Source organism: Pseudomonas sp. TE6288, assembly GCF_054062095.1.
In genome coordinates this window covers 1-20536 of record NZ_JBSSEW010000038.1, presented here as the reverse complement: position 1 = coordinate 20536, position 20536 = coordinate 1, and the positions used below count along the sequence as shown (strand labels likewise).

The following is a 20536-nucleotide window of genomic DNA, read 5'->3' as shown; positions in this document are numbered from 1 at the left end:
CGCCCCAGGATGGGGCGTTCAGCGCGGTCCTCCCGGGAGCAAGGCCGGAGTGAGGGGACCCGGAGCGAAGCGGAGGGCCGGATGAATGGAGCGCAACGGCTTTGCTTACTTTGGCCAAGACCAAAGTAAGCCGCCGTAAGGGCGGAAAGGTGAATAAGCGTCGACATCGCAAATGAATGCGCATACAACTTCAATACAACCAAAACCCCAAAACCCCAAAACCCCAGCAATTCAACAAAAGATCACCGCGCTTCCATATGCGCAATCATCAACTGCACACTCTCATTCCCCCGAAACTCATTCACATCCAACTTGTAAGCCAACTCCACCCACCGCACTGTAGGATTCGGCCAGACCTCCCGGTCAATCCCAAAGGCAATCCCATCCAACCGCACCGCCCCACATTCGCTCTTGAGCACCACCTTCAGATGCCGCTCCCCGACGACCCGCTGCTCGACCAGCTGGAACACCCCGTGGAACAACGGCTCGGGAAAGTGCTGCCCCCAGGGCCCGGCGTTGCGCAATGCCCGCGCCAGATCCAGGTGGAACTCCTCCACCGCCAGGGTGCCATCCGACAACAACCGCCCGGTCAGGTCTTCCTCACGCAACTGCCGCCGCACCTCATCGTCGAACGCCTCGGCAAACGCTGGGAAATTGTCGGCCGGCAAGGACAGCCCCGCCGCCATGGCATGCCCGCCGAACTTGCTGATCAAGCTCGGATGCCGCGCCGCCACGGCGTCCAGTGCGTCACGGATATGGAACCCCGGCACCGAACGCGCCGAGCCCTTCAGCACCCCTTCCCCCGCATCGGCAAAGGCAATGGTCGGGCGGTGGTAACGCTCTTTCAGGCGCGAGGCGAGGATGCCGATCACCCCCTGGTGCCAGTCGGCGTCGAACAGGCACAAGCCATAAGGCATGGACTCGACCGGCAGGTCCTTGAGCTGGGCCAGGGCCTCACGCTGCATGCCCTGCTCGATGGACTTGCGGTCCTGGTTCAGGCCATCCAGCTGTTGGGCCATGTCCAGCGCCAGGGTCGCGTCTTCGCACAACAGGCATTCGATGCCCAGACTCATGTCGTCCAGGCGCCCGGCAGCATTGAGCCGAGGGCCAAGGATGAAGCCAAGGTCGGTGGAAGTGATGCGCTTGTGGTCACGCCGTGCCACCTCGAGAATCGCCTTCAGCCCGGGGCGGGCGCGGCCGGCGCGAATACGCTCCAGCCCCTGATGCACCAGGATGCGGTTATTGGCATCCAGCGGCACCACGTCGGCGACGCTGCCCAATGCCACCAGGTCGAGCAATTCGCCAATATTCGGCTGCGGCTGCGTTTCGTAGCGCCCCAGGCTGCGCAACCGCGCACGCAGGGCCATCAGCACGTAGAAGATCACGCCGACACCGGCCAGTGACTTGCTGGGGAACGCACAACCCGGCTGGTTGGGATTGACGATGGCATCGGCAGCCGGCAACTGCTCGCCCGGCAGGTGGTGGTCGGTGACCAGCACCTTGAGCCCGGCGGCCTTGGCCGCGGCCACGCCATCGACGCTGGAAATACCGTTGTCCACAGTGATCAGCAATTGCGGCTGGCGCTCGAGCGCGACCGCGACGATCTCCGGGGTCAGGCCATAGCCATATTCGAAGCGGTTGGGCACCAGGTAGTCGACATGGGCCGCGCCCAGCAAGCGCAAACCCAGCACACCGACCGTGCTGGCGGTGGCACCGTCGGCGTCGAAATCGCCGACAACGAGAATGCGCTGGCGCTGGTCGAGCGCCTCGACCAGCAGCTCCACCGCCGCCTCGATGCCCTTGAGTTGCTGGTACGGCAACAGGCGGGCCAGGCCCTTGTCCAGTTCGGCTTCGGACTGCACGCCACGGGCGGCATAGAGACGGGTCAACAAGGGTGGCAGGTTGCCCAGCAAAGGCAGGGGCGACGGCAGGGGACGTGGTTCGATACGCATGGGGTCTTCGCAATTCCGCTTTGGTTCAGGTCAGCCGCGCTCGCCAAGCAACCATTGCAACTGCACTTCGTGCTGGCCACGGTCGTCGGTGACGAACACCGTGCCTTCGCTGATCATCACGTCCCACTTGATGGTACGCGGCATGTCGGTGGCGAGGGTTTCCAGCACCTCCTGCGGGACGGCGGCAATGCTCAGGTTCTTCAGGCCCTTGACCGCGCCGAGCACCTTGGTCTCCCACACCCGCAAGCTGCCGTAGGCCAGCAGGCTGGTGCGCTCGGTACGCCGCGAGCACCAGGTCAGGCGGTCGGCGTCGGGCTGGCCGACTTCGATCCAGTGCAGGATGCGATCGTCCAGGCTTTTTTCCCACAGGGCCGCCTCATCGACGTCCGACAAGCCGCGACCGAAGGACAGCTGCTCGTTGTACCAGAGGGCATAGCCCAGCAGGCGCACGGCCATGCGCTCTTCGGTTTCCGAAGGGTGGCGGGCGATGGTCTGGCGAACGTTCTCGTACACGCCGCGGTCGAGGTCGGTCAGATTCAGTTCGAACTTGTAGGTTGTGGACGGCTGGGCCATGGGCGATAGGCTTCTTGCGGGGGAAAGTCGCACAGTCTAACTGATCCCGGGCGCCAGCGCCGGATCAGACAACGCCGATATACCTGCCGCCGCCGAGCTGTGATACAACCTGCGCTCACGCCCAGCCTCCACGGATGCCCCATGACAATGCCCAGCAAACCTCTCGCCGGCCTGAAAGTCATCGAGCTCGGCACCTTGATCGCCGGCCCGTTCGCCTCGCGGATCTGCGCCGAATTCGGTGCAGAGGTAATCAAGGTCGAGTCGCCCGATGGCGGCGACCCGCTGCGCAAATGGCGCAAGCTGTACGAGGGCACGTCACTGTGGTGGTTCGTCCAGGCGCGCAACAAGCAATCACTGACCCTCAACCTCAAGCATCCTGAAGGCCGCGAAGTGCTCAAGCGCCTGCTGGCCGAGGCCGACATCCTGATCGAGAACTTCCGCCCCGGTGTGCTGGAAAAGCTCGGCCTGGGCTGGGACGTGCTGCACGCCCTCAACCCACGCCTGGTGATGGTGCGCCTGTCGGGGTTTGGCCAGACCGGCCCGATGAAGGACCAACCGGGCTTCGGCGCGGTTGGCGAATCCATGGGCGGGTTGCGCTACATCACCGGCTTCGAGGATCGCCCACCGGTGCGCACGGGGATTTCCATCGGCGACTCCATTGCCGCCCTTTGGGGCGTAATCGGCGCGCTGATGGCCTTGCGTCATCGCGAAGTCAACGGTGGCGACGGCCAAGTCGTGGATGTGGCGCTGTACGAAGCCATCTTCGCCATGATGGAGAGCATGGTGCCGGAGTTCGACGTGTTCGGCTTTATCCGCGAGCGCACCGGCAACATCATGCCGGGTATCACCCCTTCCTGCATCCATACCACCGCCGATGGCCGGCACGTACAGATCGGCGCCAATGGCGATGCGATCTTCAAGCGCTTCATGCAAGCCATCGGCCGCGACGACCTGGCCAACGATGCCGCCCTGGCCACCAACGATGGCCGCGATGCCCGCCGCGACGAGCTGTACGGCGTCATCGACCGCTGGGCCAACGGCCTGCCGCTGGACAAAGTGATGCAGGTGCTCAACGACGCCGAGGTACCGGCCAGCCGGATCTACTCCGCCCAGGACATGCTGGGCGACCCGCAATTCCTCGCCCGCGAGATGTTCCTCCAGGCCCGACTGCCGGACGGCAAGCCGTTCAAGATGCCGGGTATCGTGCCCAAGCTGTCCGACACCCCCGGCAGCGCCGAATGGGTCGGACCGGCCCTGGGTGAACATACGACGCCGCTACTGGCCAGCCTGGGCTACGACGCAGCCGCCATTGCCCGCCTGCGCGCGGCCGGTACGGTCTGATCCGCGGCCCATGCGCATCCGCCACCTGCCCCTGCTGCTCTGCCTGGTATTCAGCGCGCTCGCGGCACAATTGGCCGAGGCCAGAGAGCGCCTGCTGTGGCTGGTCCGTGACCTGCCGCCGTTCACCATTTTCGAAGGGCCGGCCAAAGGCCAGGGCGTGATCGACCAATTGTTGCCCAAGCTGATCGCGCAGATGCCCAAGTACGACCACCAGATCGTCCGAGTCAATCGCGCCCGCGGCATCCAGATGCTCCAGGAGCACAGTTTCACTTGCGACCCGACCCTGCTCTGGACGCCCGAACGTGCCAGGTACGTGCATTTCTCCCAGCCATCGCTGGGCGTACTGAGCAGTGGCCTGGTGGTGCGCAAGCGCGACCAGGCGCTGCTGGAGCCTTACCTGGATGGGCAACAGGTGGATCTTCAGCGGCTGCTGGCCCAGACCCGGCTCAAGCTGGGCATCGTCGCCGAGCGCAGCTATAGCGTGCAGGTCGATGACGTGCTGAAGCAGTTGCCTGACAGCGCCTTCAGCCGCCACTACGGCAACGATGCCACCGCCAGCCTGCTGGAGATGCAACAATTGGGGCGCCTGCAACTGGTGCTCGGCTACTGGCCAGAGGTTCGCTACCTGATCCAGCAGCAGAATGGCTCGCTGGACGATTACCGCTTCTATCCCATCCGTGGCGTCAACCGCTACCAGTTCCTCCATGTAGGCTGCTCGGACACCGCCTTGGGACGCGAGGCGATCGCCAATATCGACCAGCTGCTGCCGATGCTGCGCCGCGATACGTTGCCAGGCCTGTATGCCCGCTGGCTGGATCCGGAGCTGCAGGAAGATTATCTGGGCCAGGCCCGGCATTTTTTCGAGCAGGGCGAAGCGCCGGTGCGCTGAACTGACCCGTGCAGATCAGCAGTGGCACCTAACAGGGTGCAGGTGAATTCAAGGCAAAAGAAACCCCGGCCGCTGGGGAAGACGACCGGGGTCAAGCGAAAGTCCCTGGGACTTCCAGTGACAGCCTGGATGGCACCGGAGCAAAGCACCGTCAGGTTGCCCTTGCTGAGTCTGACGGGCCGGTCAGGCAAAGGTTCCCTGCATTTGCCTCTGATGCTGCAAGGCGGCGATCACACAGGGTTGCAGGCGGCCTTCGGCAACTTGCAGGTCACGGCGCAGGCCATCGACCAGATCGACCAGCAATTGCTGTTCTATCAGCTCTCGCTCACAAACGGTACGCCGCAAAATCGGCAAACCGTGCTCATCGTGAACACTCAGGTGACGGCGGCCACGGTTATCGGTCGGTCCAATCTCGGCCTGGTAAGGGGTCAGGGCATCGTTGAGCAGTCTGCAGATTCTTTCCATCCGGATCACTCGCTGGCTAGGGGAAGAAAACTGACCATCGGGGCCGGCGGAAAGTTCGCCAGGCCCGTCATCACGAGCATCCGCGACTAACATGACAGTTTCGATGCTCCGCCCACCCTTTGCTTGCCGAAGGTCAGGCTACAGGCGCCCGAGCGCCTGCTCCAGGCCCACCATTGACATCGGCCAGGGCAGCTCGGCCAGGACATTCAAGCCCTGTTTGCGGGCCTCGAGCGCCAGGTCGATGCCCCCCGCGTCGCCATAGCCGACAAACAGCAACCCACCCGCGCAGGAAGCCTGCACCAGGTACTTGAACAGGCGCCGGGCATGACGGCTTGGCATCCCCTGGTCGAGCACCAGCACATCAACGGGTCGCTGCCCTTGTGTGATGTTGGCCGTGGCTGCCGGCACGTCATCGGTGAGCCGTACGTTGTACACACCCTGGGCATTGAAGGCCTGATGCAAGAGCATCTGATAGTAGGGCCGAGCCTGGTGGATAAGGACATTGAGCTGATGCATGAGCCTCCCCCTGGAGCCGTGTCTGCTTGGTCAGAGCGCCACTCTAGTAAGGGTATCCATCGAACTACATGGGAAAAATCTGAAATCCGCTGCCGTGCGTCTTGCGCCCACAAAAAAGCCCGTGCAAGACGGGCTTTCCTGTGGACGGTGTCAGCTTACAGCGGCTTGCCGCGATTGCCATGCTGGCTGACAAAGGCCTGCACGACCTTCAGGTCGTTGGCCAGCACGGTGCAACGCTCCTCACGGCCGAACAGGTCGCTCAGGTGCGCCGGCAGCTCCAGGGCCTTGTCGACACCGGCCTTCTCCACCGCCTCGGGGAACTTGACCGGATGCGCGGTACCCAGCACCACCATCGGGGTGTCCAGGCTGCGGCGGCATTCACGGGCAGCCTTGACGCCGATCGCGGTGTGCGGGTCGAGGACTTCACCGGTGCTCTGGAAGACCTCGGCGATGGTCTCGCAGGTCTGTTCATCGGTCACTGCCAGCGAGTCGAACAGCTTGCGCGCCTCAGTCCAGCGGTCCTGCTCGACGCTGAAGCCGCCACCCTGCCTGAAGGTGTCCATCAGCTGGGCAACGGCCGCGCCGTTACGCCCATGCAGGTCGAACAGCAGACGCTCGAAGTTGGACGAGACCATGATGTCCATCGACGGCGACAGGGTCGGGTGCAGGGCGTCCTTGACATACTGATTGCCGCTCATGAAACGGTGCAGGATGTCGTTGCGGTTGGTCGCCACCACCAGTTGGCTGATTGGCAGGCCCATGTTGCGCGCCAGGTAACCGGCGAAGATGTCGCCGAAGTTGCCGGTCGGCACCGAGAACGCCACCGAACGCGCCGGGCCGCCGAGCTGCAGCGCGGCGTGGAAATAGTAGACGATCTGGGCCATGATCCGTGCCCAGTTGATCGAGTTGACCGCCACCAGGCGGGTACCCTTGAGGAAGGACTGATCGGCGAAGCTGGCCTTGACCATCTCCTGGCAGTCGTCGAAGTTGCCTTCGATGGCAATGTTGTGGATGTTGTCGCCAAGGATGGTGGTCATCTGCCGGCGCTGCACTTCCGACACGCGCTGGTGCGGGTGCAGGATGAAGATGTCGACGTTGTCGCAACGGCGGCAGCCTTCGATGGCGGCCGAGCCGGTGTCACCGCTGGTGGCACCGACGATCACCACGCGCTCGCCGCGCTTGACCAGCACGTGGTCGAGCAGGCGGCCGAGCAGTTGCAGGGCGAAGTCCTTGAAGGCCAGGGTCGGGCCGTGGAACAGCTCCATTACCCACTCGTTGCCGTTGAGCTGGCGCAGCGGGGCGACCGCAGCATGGGCGAAGTTGCCGTAGGTCTCTTCGAGAATCTTCTTGAAATCGGCGTCGGCGATGCTGCCTTCGACGAACGGGCGCATCACCCGGAAGGCCAGCTCGTGATACGGCAGGCCAGCCCAGGAGGCAATCTCTTCCTGGGTGAAGCGTGGCAGGTTCTCGGGAACGTACAGCCCGCCGTCGCTGGCCAGGCCAGCCAGCAGGACGTCTTCGAAGTTCAGGGCCGGAGCCTGGCCGCGGGTACTGATATAGCGCATGGGTGCAAACCTTCGATGCTGGGCGCGGGCCGCCGTCGCGGCCCGCCGCCGGAATTAATTGAGCTGTTCGACGCGGATGCGCACGACCTTGCCGACCACGTCCTGGAGCGCTTCCAGGGCGACGATGGCGTCGTCGATGCGCTGCTCGACCACACGGTGGGTCAGCAGGATCATCGGTACCAGGCCATCCTGCTCCTCGGCTTCCTTCTGCATGATCGACTCAATGTTGATACCGCGCTCCGAGAGGATACTGGCGACCTGGGCCAGCACGCCCGGGTGGTCCTTGGCCTGGATACGCAGGTAGTAGGCGCTTTCGCAGGCTTCGATCGGCAGGATCGGATGGGCCGACAGCGCATCCGGCTGGAAGGCCAGGTGCGGTACACGGTTCTCCGGGTCGGAAGTCATGGCGCGAACCACGTCGACCAGGTCGGCGACCACCGACGAGGCAGTCGGCTCCATGCCGGCGCCGGCGCCGTAGTACAAGGTGGAACCGGCGGCGTCGCCATTGACCATCACCGCGTTCATCACGCCATTGACGTTGGCGATCAGGCGATCGTTCGGGATCAGCGTCGGGTGCACGCGCAGCTCGATGCCGTCAGCGGTGCGACGGGCCACGCCCAGGTGCTTGATGCGGTAGCCCAGGGCCTCGGCATAGTTCACGTCGGCGGTGGTCAGCTGGGTGATGCCTTCGGTGTAGGCCTTGTCGAACTGCAGCGGGATACCGAAGGCGATGGACGCCAGGATGGTCAGCTTGTGCGCGGCATCGATGCCTTCGACGTCGAAGGTCGGGTCGGCCTCGGCGTAGCCCAGCGCCTGGGCTTCGGCCAGCACATCGGGGAAGGCACGGCCCTTGTCGCGCATTTCGGTGAGGATGAAGTTGCCGGTACCGTTGATGATCCCGGCCAGCCAGTTGATGCGGTTGGCCGACAGGCCCTCGCGGATCGCCTTGATCACCGGGATGCCACCGGCCACGGCAGCTTCGAAGGCGACGATGACGCCCTTCTCGCGGGCCTTGGCAAAGATCTCGTTGCCGTGCACGGCGATCAGCGCCTTGTTGGCGGTGACCACGTGCTTGCCGTTTTCAATGGCCTTGAGCACCAGGTCGCGGGCTATGGTGTAGCCGCCGATCAGCTCGATGACGATATCGATCTCGGGGTTGCTCGCGACTTCGAACACATCAGCGGTAATGGGGGTACCGGTAATCTGGCAGTTCGGGTTCTGCGAGCGCATGGCAATCTGTGCCACTTCAATACCGCGCCCGGCACGGCGGGCGATCTCCTCGGCGTTGCGCTGAAGTACATTGAAGGTTCCGCCACCGACGGTCCCCAACCCACAGATGCCTACTTTGACCGGTTTCACTGTGAACTCCCCATAGAACGGCCGGCACCTGCGCCGACCGTGAAACATGCCGTCACCCCATGACGACGGCGTACTGAATTGGTTACTTGCTCTCGGCCAGGGCCAGCTTGGCCACTTGCGGTGCCGGCTGATAGCCCGGAATCACCTGGCCATTCTGTAGAACGATCGCCGGCGTGCCATTTACACCAATCGACTGGCCCAGCTGGAACTGCTTGCTGACCGGGTTGGCGCACTTGGCAGCCTTGATCTCTTTGCCATCGACCATCTTGTCCAGCGCCGCGCGACGGTCGCTGGAGCACCAGACGGCCTGCAACTGCTCGTCGCCCGGCGAACCCAGGCCCTGGCGCGGGAAGGCGACGTAACGCACTTCGATACCGCGGCGGTTGAGCTCCGGCACCTCGGCGTGCAGCTTGTGGCAGTACGGGCAGGTGGTGTCGGTGAACACGGTGATGTGCGACTTGGTCTCGCCCTTGGCCGGGTAGACCACCATCTCGCCGGCCGGAATACCGTTGATCAATTTGGCGATGCCCTGGCGCTCGGTCTTCTCGGTGAGGTTGACCGGCTTGCCGTCCTGGATCTGGAACAGGTAGCCCTGCATGACGAACTGGCCGTCGGCGCTGGCGTACAGCACGCGGCCGCCCTGCAGCTTGACCTCGTACAAGCCATTGAGCGGGCTGCTGGCAACGCTTTCGATCGGTACCTCCAGCTGGAGGTTCTGCAACGATTTGCGGATCGCCTGCTCGGCACCGGCATTGGCATCGGTAGCCGCGGCAACGGCAAAGGTACTGGCCAGCGCCAAGGCGGCGGCGGCGAAAATCTGGGTCACGCGCATGGGGTACTCCTGAAGGCGGACGGGGCCGTGGGGACGTCGCCCAGCCCTGACGGGCGGCGAACGGTCGGCCCTTGCAACAAACCGTCCAAGCCTACCACAACAGACTGGCGCAGTAGGGGTACTCAGGCACCAGTCGGCGGAACATGAACATCATTCATCCACGGGGGTGGTGTTCGGCATGCAGCTGTTGCAGGCGGGCCTTGGCCACATGGGTGTAGATCTGCGTGGTAGACAGGTCGCTGTGCCCCAGCAGCATCTGCACCACGCGCAGGTCGGCGCCATGGTTGAGCAGGTGCGTGGCAAAGGCGTGGCGCAGGGTGTGCGGGGACAGCGGCTTGTCGATGCCGGCCACCCGCGCGTGGTGCTTGATGCGGTGCCAGAAGGTCTGGCGGGTCATCTGCTCGCCGCGCTGGCTGGGGAACAGCACGTCGCTGGGGCGCCCGCCCAGCAGCTCGGCGCGACCATCGCGCAGGTAGCGCTCGATCCACACCACCGCCTCCTCGCCCATCGGCACCAGGCGCTCCTTGTTGCCCTTGCCCGTCACCCGCAGCACGCCTTGGCGCAGGTTGACCTGGTCCAAGGTCAGGCTGACCAGTTCGGTCACTCGCAAACCGCAGGCATAGAGCACTTCGAGCATGGCGCGGTCGCGCTGGCCGATCGCCTCACCGCGATCCGGGGCCTGCAGCAAGGCTTCGACATCGGCCTCCGACAGCGACTTGGGCAGTGGCCGGCCCAGTTGCGGCATGTCCACCTGCAAGGTCGGATCGACGGCGATCAACCGCTCGCGCAGCAAGTAACGGAAAAAGCCGCGCACCCCGGACAGGAAGCGCGCGGTGGAGCGAGGCTTGTAGCCTTGGTCGAAGCGCCAGGCCAGGTGATCGAGGATCAGTTCGCGGCCGGCATCGGGCAACAGCACGTGCTTTTCCTGCAGCCAGCCGTTGAACAAGGCCAGGTCACTGCGGTAGGAAGCGCGGGTGTTGTCGGAAAGCCCCTTTTCCAGCCACAAGGCATCGAGGAACTGGTCGATCAGCGGGTGGTCCAGTGCAGGCATGAAAACTCGGTGGCAAACGACGAAATGACGCTTAGTCTTTCACAACATGGCATGCAGAGGGAGCCCGCATGAACGAACAGCAGATTCTTTTGAGTGTCGGCGGCATCGGCGCGGCGGCCCTGCTCTGCCAATGGCTGGCCTGGCGCCTGAAACTGCCTGCGATCCTGTTCCTGCTGCTGTGCGGCATCCTCGCCGGGCCGGTGCTGGGCTGGCTGCAACCGCAGGCATTGTTCGGCCCGTTGCTGATGCCACTGGTATCGCTGGCGGTGGCGCTGATCCTGTTCGAAGGCAGCCTCACACTGCATTTGTCGCAATGGCGCGAGATCGGCAGTGTGGTGCATCGCCTGGTCACCGTCGGCGCGCTGAGCACCTGGCTGGTGATCGCCCTGGCCACCCACTGGCTGCTGGGCTTCGACTGGCCCCTGGCGATCCTGTTCGGCACCTTGACCCTGGTCACCGGCCCCACGGTGATCGTACCCATGCTGCGGGTGGTGCGGCCGAAGGCGACGATCGCCAATATCCTGCGCTGGGAAGGCATTGTCATCGACCCGATCGGCGCGCTGCTGGCGGTGGTGGTCTACAGCTTCATCATCGCCAGCGCCGCCGGCGAAGGCCTGAGCCACAGCCTGATGACCTTCGCCGGGGTGATTTTCTGCGGCAGCGCGCTCGGCGTCGCCGGAGGCTGGCTGCTCGGGCAGATCATGCGCGAGCAATGGCTGCCGGAGTATCTGCACAACCTGGCGTCGCTGGCCGCGGTGCTGGGCATCTTCATCGCCGCCAACCAGATCGTCCATGAATCGGGCCTGTTGGCGGTCACGGTCATGGGCATGTGGCTGGCCAACATGCCCGGCGTGGATGTGCGACAGATTCTGCACTTCAAGGAGAACCTCAGCGTGCTGCTGATCTCCGGCCTGTTCATCCTTCTGGCGGCGCGGCTCGACCTGCAGGCACTGCTCGCCTTGGGCCCAGCGGTACTGGCCCTGTTGCTAGTGATCCAGTTGCTGGCCAGGCCGCTGAACGTGTTGCTGTCGACCCTGGGGTCGCCGCTGAGTTGGCGGGAACGGGCGCTGCTGGCCTGGATCGCGCCGCGGGGCATCGTCGCCGCGGCGGTATCGGCCATCTTCGCCATTCGCCTGGACCAGGCCGGGCATGAGGGCGCGCTGCTACTGGTGCCACTGACCTTTGCCGTGATTATCGGTACCGTGGTCCTGCAAAGCGCCACCGCAAGGCCCTTGGCACGCCTGCTGAAGGTGGCGGAACCGGCGCCGAGCGGGTTTCTCCTGGTCGGCGCCAACCCACCTGCGCGCGCCATCGCCAAGGCGCTGCAACAACTGGGCTGCCGGGTGCTGCTGACCGACTCGAGCTGGGAGAACATCCGCGCCGCTCGCATGGACAACCTGCCGACCTACTTCGGCAACCCTGCGTCGCAGCATGCCGACGCTCACCTCGATCTGGTCGGGCTGGGCCATCTGCTGGGGCTGTCACCGGCGGGCGAACTCAATGCCCTGGCCTGCGCGCGCTTTCGTCATGACTTCGGCCACGCCCGGCTTTTCGTGCTGGCCAGCGGCCTGGAGAAACAGCGCAGCGACAAACACCGGGCCAGCGAGGAGCATCGCGGGCAATTGCTCGGGTCGAGCGCGATGACCTATGCGCAGCTGGCCAAACTGCTGCATCAGGGTGCCGAGCTGTACAGCACCACGTTGACCGAGGCATTCAGCTGGGGCGACTACCAGCAGTTGCATGGCCCACGGGCGACGCTGCTGTTCGCCCGGGACGGGCAAGGCTGGGTACATGTGGCCAGCCCGGACAACCCGCTCAAGCCACAGCCGGGGTGGACACTGGTGGCACTGGTGGAACCGGAACTGACCGAGCAGCCTGTGGCACATTGACCTGTAGGAGCGGCTTTAGCCGCGATGAATGCGTCACAATGCCTGGCACCCGCGTTGCGGGTGATCGCGGCTGAAGCCGCTCCTACAGGGACGCGTCAAATCAGCGCGATGGCATCAGGCCAAAGGCAGCACCGGCACCGGGCGCTTGTCCTCGTCGATGGCGACGAAGCTGAACACGCCATGGATCGCCCGTTCGCGGCCATCGAGGTACATGTTCTCGACGAACACATCCACCTGCACCTGCAGGCTGGTGTTGCCGACCTTGATCACCGTCCCCACCAGCTCGACGATCGAGCCTGCCGGGATCGGGTGCTTGAAGTCGATGCGGTCGGTGGACACGGTCACCAGCGGCAGCCGGCAGAAACGGGTGGCGGCGATGAACGAAACTTCGTCCATCCACGCCAGGGCCGTGCCACCGAACAGGGTGTTGTGGTGGTTGGTGGTGTTGGGGAACACCGCCTTGGTCACGCGGGTCACCGACAGTTCGGTACGGCGCTGGATTTCCTGGTCTCGGGTTGTCATCTCGGAGTCACATCGCAAAGGCAAGATTCAAGACGCAAAAAAGCAGCCCGAAGGCTGCTTTTTCTCGCACGGGGCCTAGGCCACCGGACAAACTGCACTCAGGACAGTTTTTCCTTGATGCGAGCTGCTTTACCGGACAGGTCACGCAGGTAGTACAGCTTGGCTTTACGCACGTCACCACGACGTTTCACGGCCAGGCTGTCGATCTGCGGGCTGTAGGTCTGGAAGGTACGCTCTACGCCAACGCCGCTGGAGATCTTGCGCACGGTGAAGGCGCTGTTCAGACCGCGGTTACGCTTGGCGATAACGACGCCTTCGAACGCCTGCAGACGCGAGCGGTCGCCTTCCTTCACTTTGACCTGGACGACAATGGTGTCGCCTGGTGCGAAGGTCGGGATCTCTTTGCTCATCTGCTCGGCTTCGAGCTGCTGGATGATCTTGTTGGTCATGCTGTGCTCCTAAGATGGATAACGCGATCCACCATCGATACGTTTAACTATCGTCCCGCTCGCGGAGGTATTCCTCGAGCAGCTTCTTCTCTTCTCCAGAAAGCGAGCGACTTTCCAGAAGATCGGCGCGTCGTTCGAAGGTCCTACCAAGGGACTGCTTCATCCGCCATCGCCGGATATGTGCATGGTTGCCACTAAGCAACACGTCGGGTACACGCTGATCCGCATACACCTCGGGTCGGGTGTAGTGCGGGCAATCCAGCAGACCGTCGGTGAAAGAGTCTTCCTCCGCCGAGTCCACATGCCCTAAAGCTCCGGGCAGCAGCCGCGTAACCGCATCGATCAGCACCATGGCCGGCAGCTCGCCACCGGAAAGCACATAGTCGCCAATCGACCACTCCTCATCGACATGAGCCTCGATAAAGCGCTCGTCGATGCCTTCATAACGGCCGGCGATCAGGATCAACGATTCCTGTTCGGCCAAGCCTTTGACCGCCTGCTGGGTCAGCTTGCGGCCTTGTGGCGAAAGGTAGATCACCTTTGCCGCAGCTCCAGTCGCCTGCCTGGCGCTAACCAGGGCGTCTTCCAGAGGCTTGATCTTCATCACCATGCCCGGACCACCGCCAAACGGCCGATCATCCACGGTGTGGTGGCGATCTGTGGTGTAGTCCCGCGGATTCCAGCAGGTCACTTGCAGCAACCCCTGTTTCACCGCACGGCTGGTAATGCCGTACTCCGTGATGGCCGAGAACATCTCGGGGAACAACGTGATGACTTCTACGCGAAGGCTGCCCATCGTCTAGAAATCCGCGTCCCATTCGACTCGCATCACACCGGCCTGCAGGTCGATTGCCAGCACACATTGCTCCGTATAGGGCAACAGACGCTCGCGATCATCCAGGCTGCCTGTGCAAGGCTTGACCACCATTACATCGTTCGCACCGGTCTCCAACAGGTGATCGATCGTGCCGAACAGCTGTTCGTCCTGATTGATGACCTTCAGGCCTTCCAACTGGTACCAGTAGTACTCGTCGGCTGCCAGGTTGGGCAAAAGGCTCCGCGCGATGCAGATTTCGTAACCGCTCAGAAGACGGGCTTCGTCACGATCCTCGAGGCCTTTCAATTTCACGACCAGGCCCTTTTGGGAGCCACGACCGCTGACCAGCTCGACCTGCTTTACCTTGCCTTCGTGCCTAAGCGTCCAGCGCGGATAATCCAACAGGTTTTCAATCGGATCGGTAAAGGAGTACACCTTCACCTCGCCGCGAACGCCGTGAACCGAAAAAATCTTGCCAACGACGATGAGGTCATCAGCCTTTTCTGGCGTCGCGTTCATACTGCTCAGGCTGCAGCCTTGGCAGCTTCCTTCAGCAGCTGAGCAACACGCTCAGACGGCTGTGCGCCCTGGCTCAGCCAGTAGGTGACGCGCTCTTGGTTGACCGACAGCTTGACTTCGGCGCCCGATGCGATCGGGTTGAAGAAGCCAACGCGCTCAACGAAACGGCCGTCACGGGCGTTACGCGAGTTGGTCACGGTCAGGTGGTAGAATGGGCGCTTTTTCGAGCCGCCACGGGCCAGACGAATGGTTACCATGTGAACATCGTTCCTATAGTCGGTGCTGCAAAACTGAATGCCCAATGGGCACACGGGTGCCCAAAAGGCCGCATATTCTCGGGGAATACACGGACATTTGCAAATGCCTTTTTCGGCGAGCGCTTGACCCACCGTTCAGATCTGCCGGTTAAGCCGCCATTTGGCGGCACTGTTCCCGCCGAAGCGGGGGCTGGGCGGCGGTCTTCATATTAAAGACCGCCGCCCGGATTCGCTTACATCTTGGGCATGCCGCCACCCGGCAGCATCCCACCAAGGCCGCGCATCATCTTGGCCATGCCGCCCTTGGCGGAGAATTTCTTCATCATCTTCTGCATCTGCTTGTGCTGTTTGATCAGCCGGCCGATGTCCTGCACCTGGGTGCCGGAACCGAGGGCGATGCGGCGCTTGCGCGAACCGCTGATCAGGTCAGGGTCGCGGCGTTCGGCAGGGGTCATGGAATTGATGATCGCTTCCATCTGCTTGAACTGTTTCTCGGCCGCGCCCTGGGCATTGCCCATCTGCGACAGGTTGACGCCACCGATGCTCGGCAGTTTGTCCATGAGGCCGCCAAGGCCGCCCATGTTCTTCATCTGTTGCAGTTGATCGCGGAAGTCTTCGAGGTCGAAGCCCTTGCCCTTCTTCAACTTCTTGGCCAGTTTGTCGGCCTTTTCCTTGTCGATGTTCTGCTCGGCCTGCTCGATCAGGCTGAGCACGTCACCCATGCCGAGGATGCGCGAAGCGATCCGGTCGGGGTGGAACGGCTCGAGGGCTTCGGTCTTCTCGCCCATACCGATGAACTTGATCGGCTTGCCGGTAATGGCGCGCACCGACAGGGCGGCACCGCCACGGGCATCGCCGTCGACCTTGGTCAGCACCACGCCGGTCAGCGGCAGCGCATCGCCAAAGGCCTTGGCCGTGTTGGCGGCATCCTGGCCGGTCATGGCGTCGACCACGAACAGGGTTTCGATCGGCTTGACCGCGGCGTGCAGGGCCTTGATCTCGTCCATCATGTCGGCGTCGACGTGCAGGCGACCCGCGGTGTCGACGATCACCACGTCGATGAACTTGAGCTTGGCCTCGCGGATCGCCGCTTCGGCGATGGCCACCGGCTTCTGACTGATGTCGGACGGGAAGAAGGTCACGCCGATATCATTGGCCAGCGTCTCGAGCTGCTTGATCGCCGCCGGACGGTAGACGTCGGCGGACACCACCATCACGCTCTTCTTCTTGCGTTCTTTCAGGTGGCGCGCCAGCTTGCCGGCGGTGGTGGTCTTGCCCGCGCCCTGCAGGCCGGCCATCAGCACCACGGCCGGCGGGGCGGCGTTGAGGGTCAGCTCTTCGTTGGCCGCCCCCATGAGGCTTTCCAGCTCGGCCTGGACGATCTTTACGAACGCCTGGCCCGGGGTCAGGCTGCGCGACACTTCGGTGCCGACCGCACGCTCCTTGATGCTGTTGACAAAATCCTTGACCACCGGCAGGGCGACGTCGGCTTCGAGCAGGGCCATGCGCACTTCGCGCAGCGTGTCCTTGATGTTGTCTTCGGTCAGCTTGGCCTTGCCGGTGACATGGCGCAGCGTCTGTGACAGGCGGTCGGTCAGGTTTTCGAACATGGTGATCCTTTCAGGCCCAGTGAAGCCGAGGTTTTTCAGGCGCCCAGGTGGAAATGCACACGCGCTGGGCACAACAAGGCGGCGATTATAGCGGAGACTGCCTTGCGCGCACACCTTGCTCGGGACCACCGGCCAGATGCGCTGGCTATCCCTGGCCATGGCCCCGTGGTATCGGGCTTGCCCCGCGATTGATACGCAGTCTTCCTTGCCTACCGCGTTCTATGCCAAACTCCGTCCCTTTAGGGCTTGCACGCCAGGACTTATGTTCTCTTCACCCAGCCTCATCCCCAACCTGCTCGCCGCCTTCCTTTATCTGGCCGCGACCGTCTACCAGGCCACCGGCCTGGCCCGTGGCGCCCGTGCCGACAAACGGCTGCTTGGCCTGCTCGGCACCCTGGCGGTCATCGCCCAGGGCGGCGCCCTGTTCTTCCAGCTGATCACGCCCCTGGGCCTGAGCCTCGACTTCTTCAGCGCCGCCAGCCTGATCGCAGTGGCGGTGATCGGCTTGACCCTGCTCGCCTGCCTGAGCATTCCCGTGGAGAACCTGCTGGTGCTGCTGTTCCCGCTCGGTGCGGTGACCGCGCTGCTGGCCCAGTTCGCGCCCCCCGGCACGGTGCCGCTGATCAACGAAGAGCCAGGCATCCTCGCCCATATTCTGCTGTCGATCCTGGCCTACGGCCTGTTCACCATCGCCGTGTTCCAGGCCCTGCTGCTGTTGCTGCAGGACCACCAGCTCAAGCACAAGCACCCGTCCGGACTGATCCGCAACTTCCCGCCGCTGCAGACCATGGAAAGCCTGCTGTTCGGCTTCCTCTGGGCCGGCTGGGGGCTGCTGTCGCTGTCGCTGATATCCGGCTGGCTGTTCCTCGACAACCTGTTCGCCCAGCACCTGGTGCACAAGACGCTGCTGGCCTGCGTCGCCTGGATCGTCTTCAGCGTGCTGCTGTGGGGCCGCACCCGCCTCGGCTGGCGCGGTCACAAGGCGATCCGCTGGACCCTGGCCGGTTTCTGCCTGCTGATGCTGGCCTACTTCGGCAGCAAGCTGGTCCGCGAATTCATCCTGCACATCTGACGGCCGCCCATGGACACTCTGCCGTACGCCCCGCTGCTCGGCATCATCGCACTGGCCCTGCTGTGGTCGGCGCTGTTCACCGCGGTAGACTGCGCCCGCCAGCAGCTCAATGGCCACGGCGCCCCCACCCTGCCCGCCCAGGGCCTGGTGCTCGGCGCCAGCCTCGGCAAGTTGCTGGTACTGGGCCTGGCCTGCCTGATTGGCCAGCGCTACAGCGGTGAACACGGCTTCTGGCTGGCCGGCCTTGGCGCCAGTTTCACCCTGCTGGTGCTCGCCGACTACCTGCCGCGCCGCCTGGCCCGCCGCAACCCGCAAGCCTTCCTGGACCTGGGCGGCAACCTGCTGAAATTGCCGCTGACGTTGCTGCAGCCGCTGGGCTGCCTGCTCGATGGCTGCGCCAAAGTGATCCTGCGCCCGTTCCGCGTGCAACCCACTGCGGTGGCACTGCACCCGCAGCAGGGCGACGCATTCGACGAAGACGAACCTGCCGAGACCAGCCAGCACGGCCTGCTGGAGGGCCTGCAGGCGCTGGACAAGATCACCGTCAACGACATACTGGTACCGCGCAACGAAGTAGACGGCATCAACCTCGACGATCCCATCGAGCAGATCATCGAGCAACTGATCATCAGCCGCCACACGCGCCTGCCGGTCTATCACAACGACATCAACCAGGTAGAAGCCGTCCTCAACACCAAGCTGATCAGCCACCTGCTGCCGCGGGCAGAGCTCACCCAGGAGAAGCTCCAGGCCGCCTGCTACGAGCCCTACTTCGTGCCCGAGAGCACACCGCTGCAGATGCAGTTGCTGAACTTCCACAAGCAGCAGCGGCGCATGGGCGTGGTGGTGGACGAGTATGGCGAAGTACTGGGTATCGTCACTTTGGAAGACATCCTCGAAGAGATCGTTGGCGAGTTCGAGGACGAGCAGAACCTGGACAACCCGCATGTCCACCCTCAGCCTGATGGCCGCTTCGTCATCGAAGGGACGGCTTCGCTGCGCGAGATCAACCGTACCCTGGGCTGGCACCTGCCCTGCGACGGTGGGCCGAAAACCCTGAACGGCCTGGTCACCGAAGCACTTGAAAGCATTCCAGAAAGCGCTGTCTGCCTGAAAATTGGCAGATATCGGCTGGAAATCCTCGAAACCGAGGACAATTGCGCAAGCAAGGTACTGGTCTGGACACTGGCTCGATAGCTATACTCGGGTCACGCTTACCCAGCCCTGCCGTCCCGCCCGCTACCCGCACCCGGCGTCCGACGGCCAGTCCGCCCCACTGACACGCCCCGCGGTCCTGCTCAGCACCCCGATCAGCCACCGCTCACCGCCTATCCCCTGGGCTATCGTCAGTCGGCGACCAACAACAATACGCTCCGGCTCCCGTGTGCCCGCCACATGGGCCGTGCCCCATGGAGCATGACTGTCAGGGACCTTCGCATGACTACCAGCACCACCTACGCCGAACCTGCCTCGGCAGCCCCGGTCAACTCGCCTGCCCGGGTGGCCACCGCCAGCTTCATCGGCACCGCCATCGAGTTCTACGATTTCTACGTCTACGCCACCGCCGCCGCGCTGGTGATCGGGCCGGTGTTCTTCCCGTCCGGTTCCGGCACCGCGCAAATGCTGGCGGCCTTCCTTACCTTTGGTATCGCCTTCCTCGCCCGGCCACTGGGATCGGCGCTGTTCGGCCACTTCGGCGACCGCATCGGGCGCAAGTCGACGCTGGTCGCCTCGCTGCTGCTGATGGGCGTCTCGACTACCCTGATCGGCGTGCTGCCCGGGTATGACAGCATCGGCGTATGGGCACCGATCATGCTCTGTGTGCTGCGCTTCGGCCAAGGCCTGGGGCTGGGCGGCGAATGGGGCGGCGCGGCATTGCTGGCCACTGAAAACGCCCCTGAGGGCAAACGCGCGTGGTTCGGCATGTTCCCGCAGTTGGGCCCGTCGATCGGCTTCCTCGCCGCCAACGGCCTGTTCCTTACCCTGGCCCTGGTGCTCAGCGACGAGCAGTTCCGCGAATGGGGCTGGCGCATTCCGTTCCTGCTCAGCGCCGCATTGGTGCTGGTCGGTCTCTATGTGCGCCTGAAACTCGAGGAAAGCCCGGTGTTCGCCAAGGCCGTGGCCCGCCAGGAGCGGGTCAAGATGCCTGTGCTCGAGCTGTTTTCCCAGTACTGGCTGCCGACCCTGCTGGGGGCTGCGGCGATGGTGGTGTGCTACGCGCTGTTCTACATCTCCACGGTGTTCTCGTTGAGCTATGGCGTGTCCACACTGGGCTACAGCCGTGAAACCTTCCTCGGCCTGCTGTGCTTCGCCGTGGTGTTCATGGCCCTGGCCACGCCCCTGTCGGCCTGGTTGAGTGACCGTCATGGGCGCAAGCCGGTGCTGATCGCCGGCGCGCTGCTGGCCATTGCCTCGGGCTTTGCCATGGAACCGCTGCTGACCTCGGGCTCGACCGCAGGCGTGGCGCTGTTCCTGGCCATCGAACTGTTCCTGATGGGAGTGACCTTCGCCCCGATGGGCGCGCTGCTGCCGGAGCTGTTCCCGACCCATGTGCGCTACACCGGCGCTTCGGCGGCCTACAACCTGGGCGGCATCGTCGGCGCCTCGGCGGCACCGTTCTTTGCCCAGAAGCTGGTGAGCATGGGGGGATTGAGCTGGGTGGGAGGCTATGTGTCGGCGGCGGCGCTGATCAGTCTGATTGCCGTGCTGTGCCTGAAAGAGACGCGCAATACCGAGCTTTGAATCAATCGCGGGGGGGGGGCCGCCGCGGCGCCCCACGGCGAGGGGCGGGGGGGGGGGGGGCGCCGCCCCCGCGGGGGGTGGCCAAAGCAGCAGAGGGGCAGCCGCCCCAGCGCCGG

At 63.9% G+C, this 20536-nt stretch carries 20 protein-coding genes; 6 read left to right on the top strand and 14 right to left on the bottom strand.

The window, feature by feature from the left end; translation table 11 throughout:
* Positions 1 to 242: 242 nt before the first annotated feature.
* Together recJ and ACVWY1_RS25445 are read right to left on the bottom strand one after the other, a co-directional pair.
* The gene (gene recJ, locus ACVWY1_RS25450; RefSeq protein WP_277501797.1) at positions 243 to 1952 is read right to left on the bottom strand and encodes a single-stranded-DNA-specific exonuclease RecJ; all 1710 of its coding nucleotides are present in this window, start codon (positions 1950 to 1952) and stop codon (positions 243 to 245) included.
* A gap of 30 nt (positions 1953 to 1982) precedes the next feature.
* On the bottom strand, positions 1983 to 2525 hold the full coding sequence (locus ACVWY1_RS25445; RefSeq protein ID WP_046854377.1) for a YaeQ family protein: 543 nt from the start codon (positions 2523 to 2525) through the stop codon (positions 1983 to 1985).
* Between the two features lie 141 nt (positions 2526 to 2666).
* Between ACVWY1_RS25445 and ACVWY1_RS25440 the strand changes: the two genes are divergently transcribed.
* Entirely contained in the window at positions 2667 to 3866 is a 1200-nt protein-coding gene (locus tag ACVWY1_RS25440; RefSeq protein ID WP_102685323.1) for a CaiB/BaiF CoA transferase family protein, read from the top strand.
* A gap of 10 nt (positions 3867 to 3876) precedes the next feature.
* Positions 3877 to 4755, top strand: coding sequence for a TIGR02285 family protein (locus ACVWY1_RS25435; protein ID WP_457378911.1), 879 nt, complete (start codon positions 3877 to 3879; stop codon positions 4753 to 4755).
* A gap of 183 nt (positions 4756 to 4938) precedes the next feature.
* On the opposite strand, the gene ACVWY1_RS25430 is transcribed toward ACVWY1_RS25435, so the two are convergent.
* The 6 genes from ACVWY1_RS25430 to xerD all read right to left on the bottom strand — a co-directional run bounded on the left by ACVWY1_RS25430 (position 4939) and on the right by xerD (position 10543).
* On the bottom strand, positions 4939 to 5220 hold the full coding sequence (locus ACVWY1_RS25430; RefSeq protein WP_457378912.1) for a DUF3509 domain-containing protein: 282 nt from the start codon (positions 5218 to 5220) through the stop codon (positions 4939 to 4941).
* Between the two features lie 138 nt (positions 5221 to 5358).
* Entirely contained in the window at positions 5359 to 5736 is a 378-nt protein-coding gene (locus tag ACVWY1_RS25425) for an ANTAR domain-containing protein (protein ID WP_102685321.1), read from the bottom strand.
* Positions 5737 to 5891: 155 nt separating this feature from the next.
* Positions 5892 to 7301, bottom strand: coding sequence for a threonine synthase (thrC, locus tag ACVWY1_RS25420; protein ID WP_139669156.1), 1410 nt, complete (start codon positions 7299 to 7301; stop codon positions 5892 to 5894).
* A 54-nt stretch (positions 7302 to 7355) separates the two neighbouring features.
* Positions 7356 to 8660 (bottom strand): homoserine dehydrogenase, encoded by a 1305-nt coding sequence (locus ACVWY1_RS25415; protein WP_023630110.1) that lies wholly within the window; start codon positions 8658 to 8660, stop codon positions 7356 to 7358.
* Positions 8661 to 8742: 82 nt separating this feature from the next.
* Positions 8743 to 9492: a DsbC family protein gene (locus tag ACVWY1_RS25410; protein WP_457378910.1), complete on the bottom strand. Its 750-nt coding sequence runs from the start codon at positions 9490 to 9492 to the stop codon at positions 8743 to 8745.
* Positions 9493 to 9646: 154 nt separating this feature from the next.
* The gene (gene xerD / locus ACVWY1_RS25405; RefSeq protein ID WP_457378909.1) at positions 9647 to 10543 is read right to left on the bottom strand and encodes a site-specific tyrosine recombinase XerD; all 897 of its coding nucleotides are present in this window, start codon (positions 10541 to 10543) and stop codon (positions 9647 to 9649) included.
* A gap of 68 nt (positions 10544 to 10611) precedes the next feature.
* Between xerD and ACVWY1_RS25400 the strand changes: the two genes are divergently transcribed.
* The gene (locus tag ACVWY1_RS25400) at positions 10612 to 12432 is read left to right on the top strand and encodes a cation:proton antiporter (protein ID WP_457378908.1); all 1821 of its coding nucleotides are present in this window, start codon (positions 10612 to 10614) and stop codon (positions 12430 to 12432) included.
* A 114-nt stretch (positions 12433 to 12546) separates the two neighbouring features.
* Here ACVWY1_RS25400 and ACVWY1_RS25395 read toward each other — a convergent pair whose 3' ends face one another.
* The 6 genes from ACVWY1_RS25395 to ffh all read right to left on the bottom strand — a co-directional run bounded on the left by ACVWY1_RS25395 (position 12547) and on the right by ffh (position 16606).
* Positions 12547 to 12954, bottom strand: a complete 408-nt coding sequence (locus ACVWY1_RS25395; protein WP_023629813.1) for an acyl-CoA thioesterase — start codon at positions 12952 to 12954, stop codon at positions 12547 to 12549.
* A gap of 98 nt (positions 12955 to 13052) precedes the next feature.
* On the bottom strand, positions 13053 to 13403 hold the full coding sequence (rplS, locus tag ACVWY1_RS25390) for a 50S ribosomal protein L19 (protein WP_023629812.1): 351 nt from the start codon (positions 13401 to 13403) through the stop codon (positions 13053 to 13055).
* A 43-nt stretch (positions 13404 to 13446) separates the two neighbouring features.
* Positions 13447 to 14199, bottom strand: coding sequence for a tRNA (guanosine(37)-N1)-methyltransferase TrmD (gene trmD, locus ACVWY1_RS25385; protein ID WP_023629811.1), 753 nt, complete (start codon positions 14197 to 14199; stop codon positions 13447 to 13449).
* A gap of 3 nt (positions 14200 to 14202) precedes the next feature.
* The gene (rimM, locus tag ACVWY1_RS25380) at positions 14203 to 14739 is read right to left on the bottom strand and encodes a ribosome maturation factor RimM (RefSeq protein ID WP_023629810.1); all 537 of its coding nucleotides are present in this window, start codon (positions 14737 to 14739) and stop codon (positions 14203 to 14205) included.
* 5 nt (positions 14740 to 14744) lie between these two features.
* A complete protein-coding gene (gene rpsP / locus ACVWY1_RS25375; RefSeq protein ID WP_011535318.1) occupies positions 14745 to 14996 on the bottom strand; it encodes a 30S ribosomal protein S16 in 252 nt (83 codons plus the stop codon).
* Between the two features lie 233 nt (positions 14997 to 15229).
* Positions 15230 to 16606, bottom strand: coding sequence for a signal recognition particle protein (ffh, locus tag ACVWY1_RS25370; RefSeq protein WP_023629809.1), 1377 nt, complete (start codon positions 16604 to 16606; stop codon positions 15230 to 15232).
* A 262-nt stretch (positions 16607 to 16868) separates the two neighbouring features.
* Here ffh and ACVWY1_RS25365 point away from each other — a divergent pair, with 262 nt between their 5' ends.
* The 3 genes from ACVWY1_RS25365 to ACVWY1_RS25355 all read left to right on the top strand — a co-directional run bounded on the left by ACVWY1_RS25365 (position 16869) and on the right by ACVWY1_RS25355 (position 20420).
* Positions 16869 to 17678 (top strand): cytochrome C assembly family protein, encoded by an 810-nt coding sequence (locus ACVWY1_RS25365; RefSeq protein ID WP_102685316.1) that lies wholly within the window; start codon positions 16869 to 16871, stop codon positions 17676 to 17678.
* A gap of 9 nt (positions 17679 to 17687) precedes the next feature.
* On the top strand, positions 17688 to 18875 hold the full coding sequence (locus ACVWY1_RS25360; protein WP_110699776.1) for a transporter associated domain-containing protein: 1188 nt from the start codon (positions 17688 to 17690) through the stop codon (positions 18873 to 18875).
* Positions 18876 to 19115: 240 nt separating this feature from the next.
* Positions 19116 to 20420, top strand: a complete 1305-nt coding sequence (locus ACVWY1_RS25355; RefSeq protein ID WP_102682909.1) for an MFS transporter — start codon at positions 19116 to 19118, stop codon at positions 20418 to 20420.
* The last annotated feature ends 116 nt before the right edge of the window (positions 20421 to 20536 follow it).

What these genes read in the sequence shown, in the direction of transcription:
- trmD (WP_023629811.1), bottom strand. Translation starts at nt 14,199, where the DNA reads ATGGGCAGCCTTCGCGTAGAAGTCATCACGTTGTTCCCCGAGATGTTC.
- thrC (WP_139669156.1), bottom strand. Translation starts at nt 7,301, where the DNA reads ATGCGCTATATCAGTACCCGCGGCCAGGCTCCGGCCCTGAACTTCGAA.
- ACVWY1_RS25435 (WP_457378911.1), top strand. Translation starts at nt 3,877, where the DNA reads ATGCGCATCCGCCACCTGCCCCTGCTGCTCTGCCTGGTATTCAGCGCG.
- xerD (WP_457378909.1), bottom strand. Translation starts at nt 10,543, where the DNA reads ATGCCTGCACTGGACCACCCGCTGATCGACCAGTTCCTCGATGCCTTG.
- ACVWY1_RS25425 (WP_102685321.1), bottom strand. Translation starts at nt 5,736, where the DNA reads ATGCATCAGCTCAATGTCCTTATCCACCAGGCTCGGCCCTACTATCAG.
- ACVWY1_RS25355 (WP_102682909.1), top strand. Translation starts at nt 19,116, where the DNA reads ATGACTACCAGCACCACCTACGCCGAACCTGCCTCGGCAGCCCCGGTC.
- rplS (WP_023629812.1), bottom strand. Translation starts at nt 13,403, where the DNA reads ATGACCAACAAGATCATCCAGCAGCTCGAAGCCGAGCAGATGAGCAAA.
- ACVWY1_RS25440 (WP_102685323.1), top strand. Translation starts at nt 2,667, where the DNA reads ATGACAATGCCCAGCAAACCTCTCGCCGGCCTGAAAGTCATCGAGCTC.
- ffh (WP_023629809.1), bottom strand. Translation starts at nt 16,606, where the DNA reads ATGTTCGAAAACCTGACCGACCGCCTGTCACAGACGCTGCGCCATGTC.
- ACVWY1_RS25430 (WP_457378912.1), bottom strand. Translation starts at nt 5,220, where the DNA reads ATGGAAAGAATCTGCAGACTGCTCAACGATGCCCTGACCCCTTACCAG.
- ACVWY1_RS25395 (WP_023629813.1), bottom strand. Translation starts at nt 12,954, where the DNA reads ATGACAACCCGAGACCAGGAAATCCAGCGCCGTACCGAACTGTCGGTG.
- ACVWY1_RS25400 (WP_457378908.1), top strand. Translation starts at nt 10,612, where the DNA reads ATGAACGAACAGCAGATTCTTTTGAGTGTCGGCGGCATCGGCGCGGCG.
- recJ (WP_277501797.1), bottom strand. Translation starts at nt 1,952, where the DNA reads ATGCGTATCGAACCACGTCCCCTGCCGTCGCCCCTGCCTTTGCTGGGC.
- ACVWY1_RS25360 (WP_110699776.1), top strand. Translation starts at nt 17,688, where the DNA reads ATGGACACTCTGCCGTACGCCCCGCTGCTCGGCATCATCGCACTGGCC.
- rimM (WP_023629810.1), bottom strand. Translation starts at nt 14,739, where the DNA reads ATGAACGCGACGCCAGAAAAGGCTGATGACCTCATCGTCGTTGGCAAG.
- ACVWY1_RS25410 (WP_457378910.1), bottom strand. Translation starts at nt 9,492, where the DNA reads ATGCGCGTGACCCAGATTTTCGCCGCCGCCGCCTTGGCGCTGGCCAGT.
- ACVWY1_RS25445 (WP_046854377.1), bottom strand. Translation starts at nt 2,525, where the DNA reads ATGGCCCAGCCGTCCACAACCTACAAGTTCGAACTGAATCTGACCGAC.
- ACVWY1_RS25365 (WP_102685316.1), top strand. Translation starts at nt 16,869, where the DNA reads ATGTTCTCTTCACCCAGCCTCATCCCCAACCTGCTCGCCGCCTTCCTT.
- rpsP (WP_011535318.1), bottom strand. Translation starts at nt 14,996, where the DNA reads ATGGTAACCATTCGTCTGGCCCGTGGCGGCTCGAAAAAGCGCCCATTC.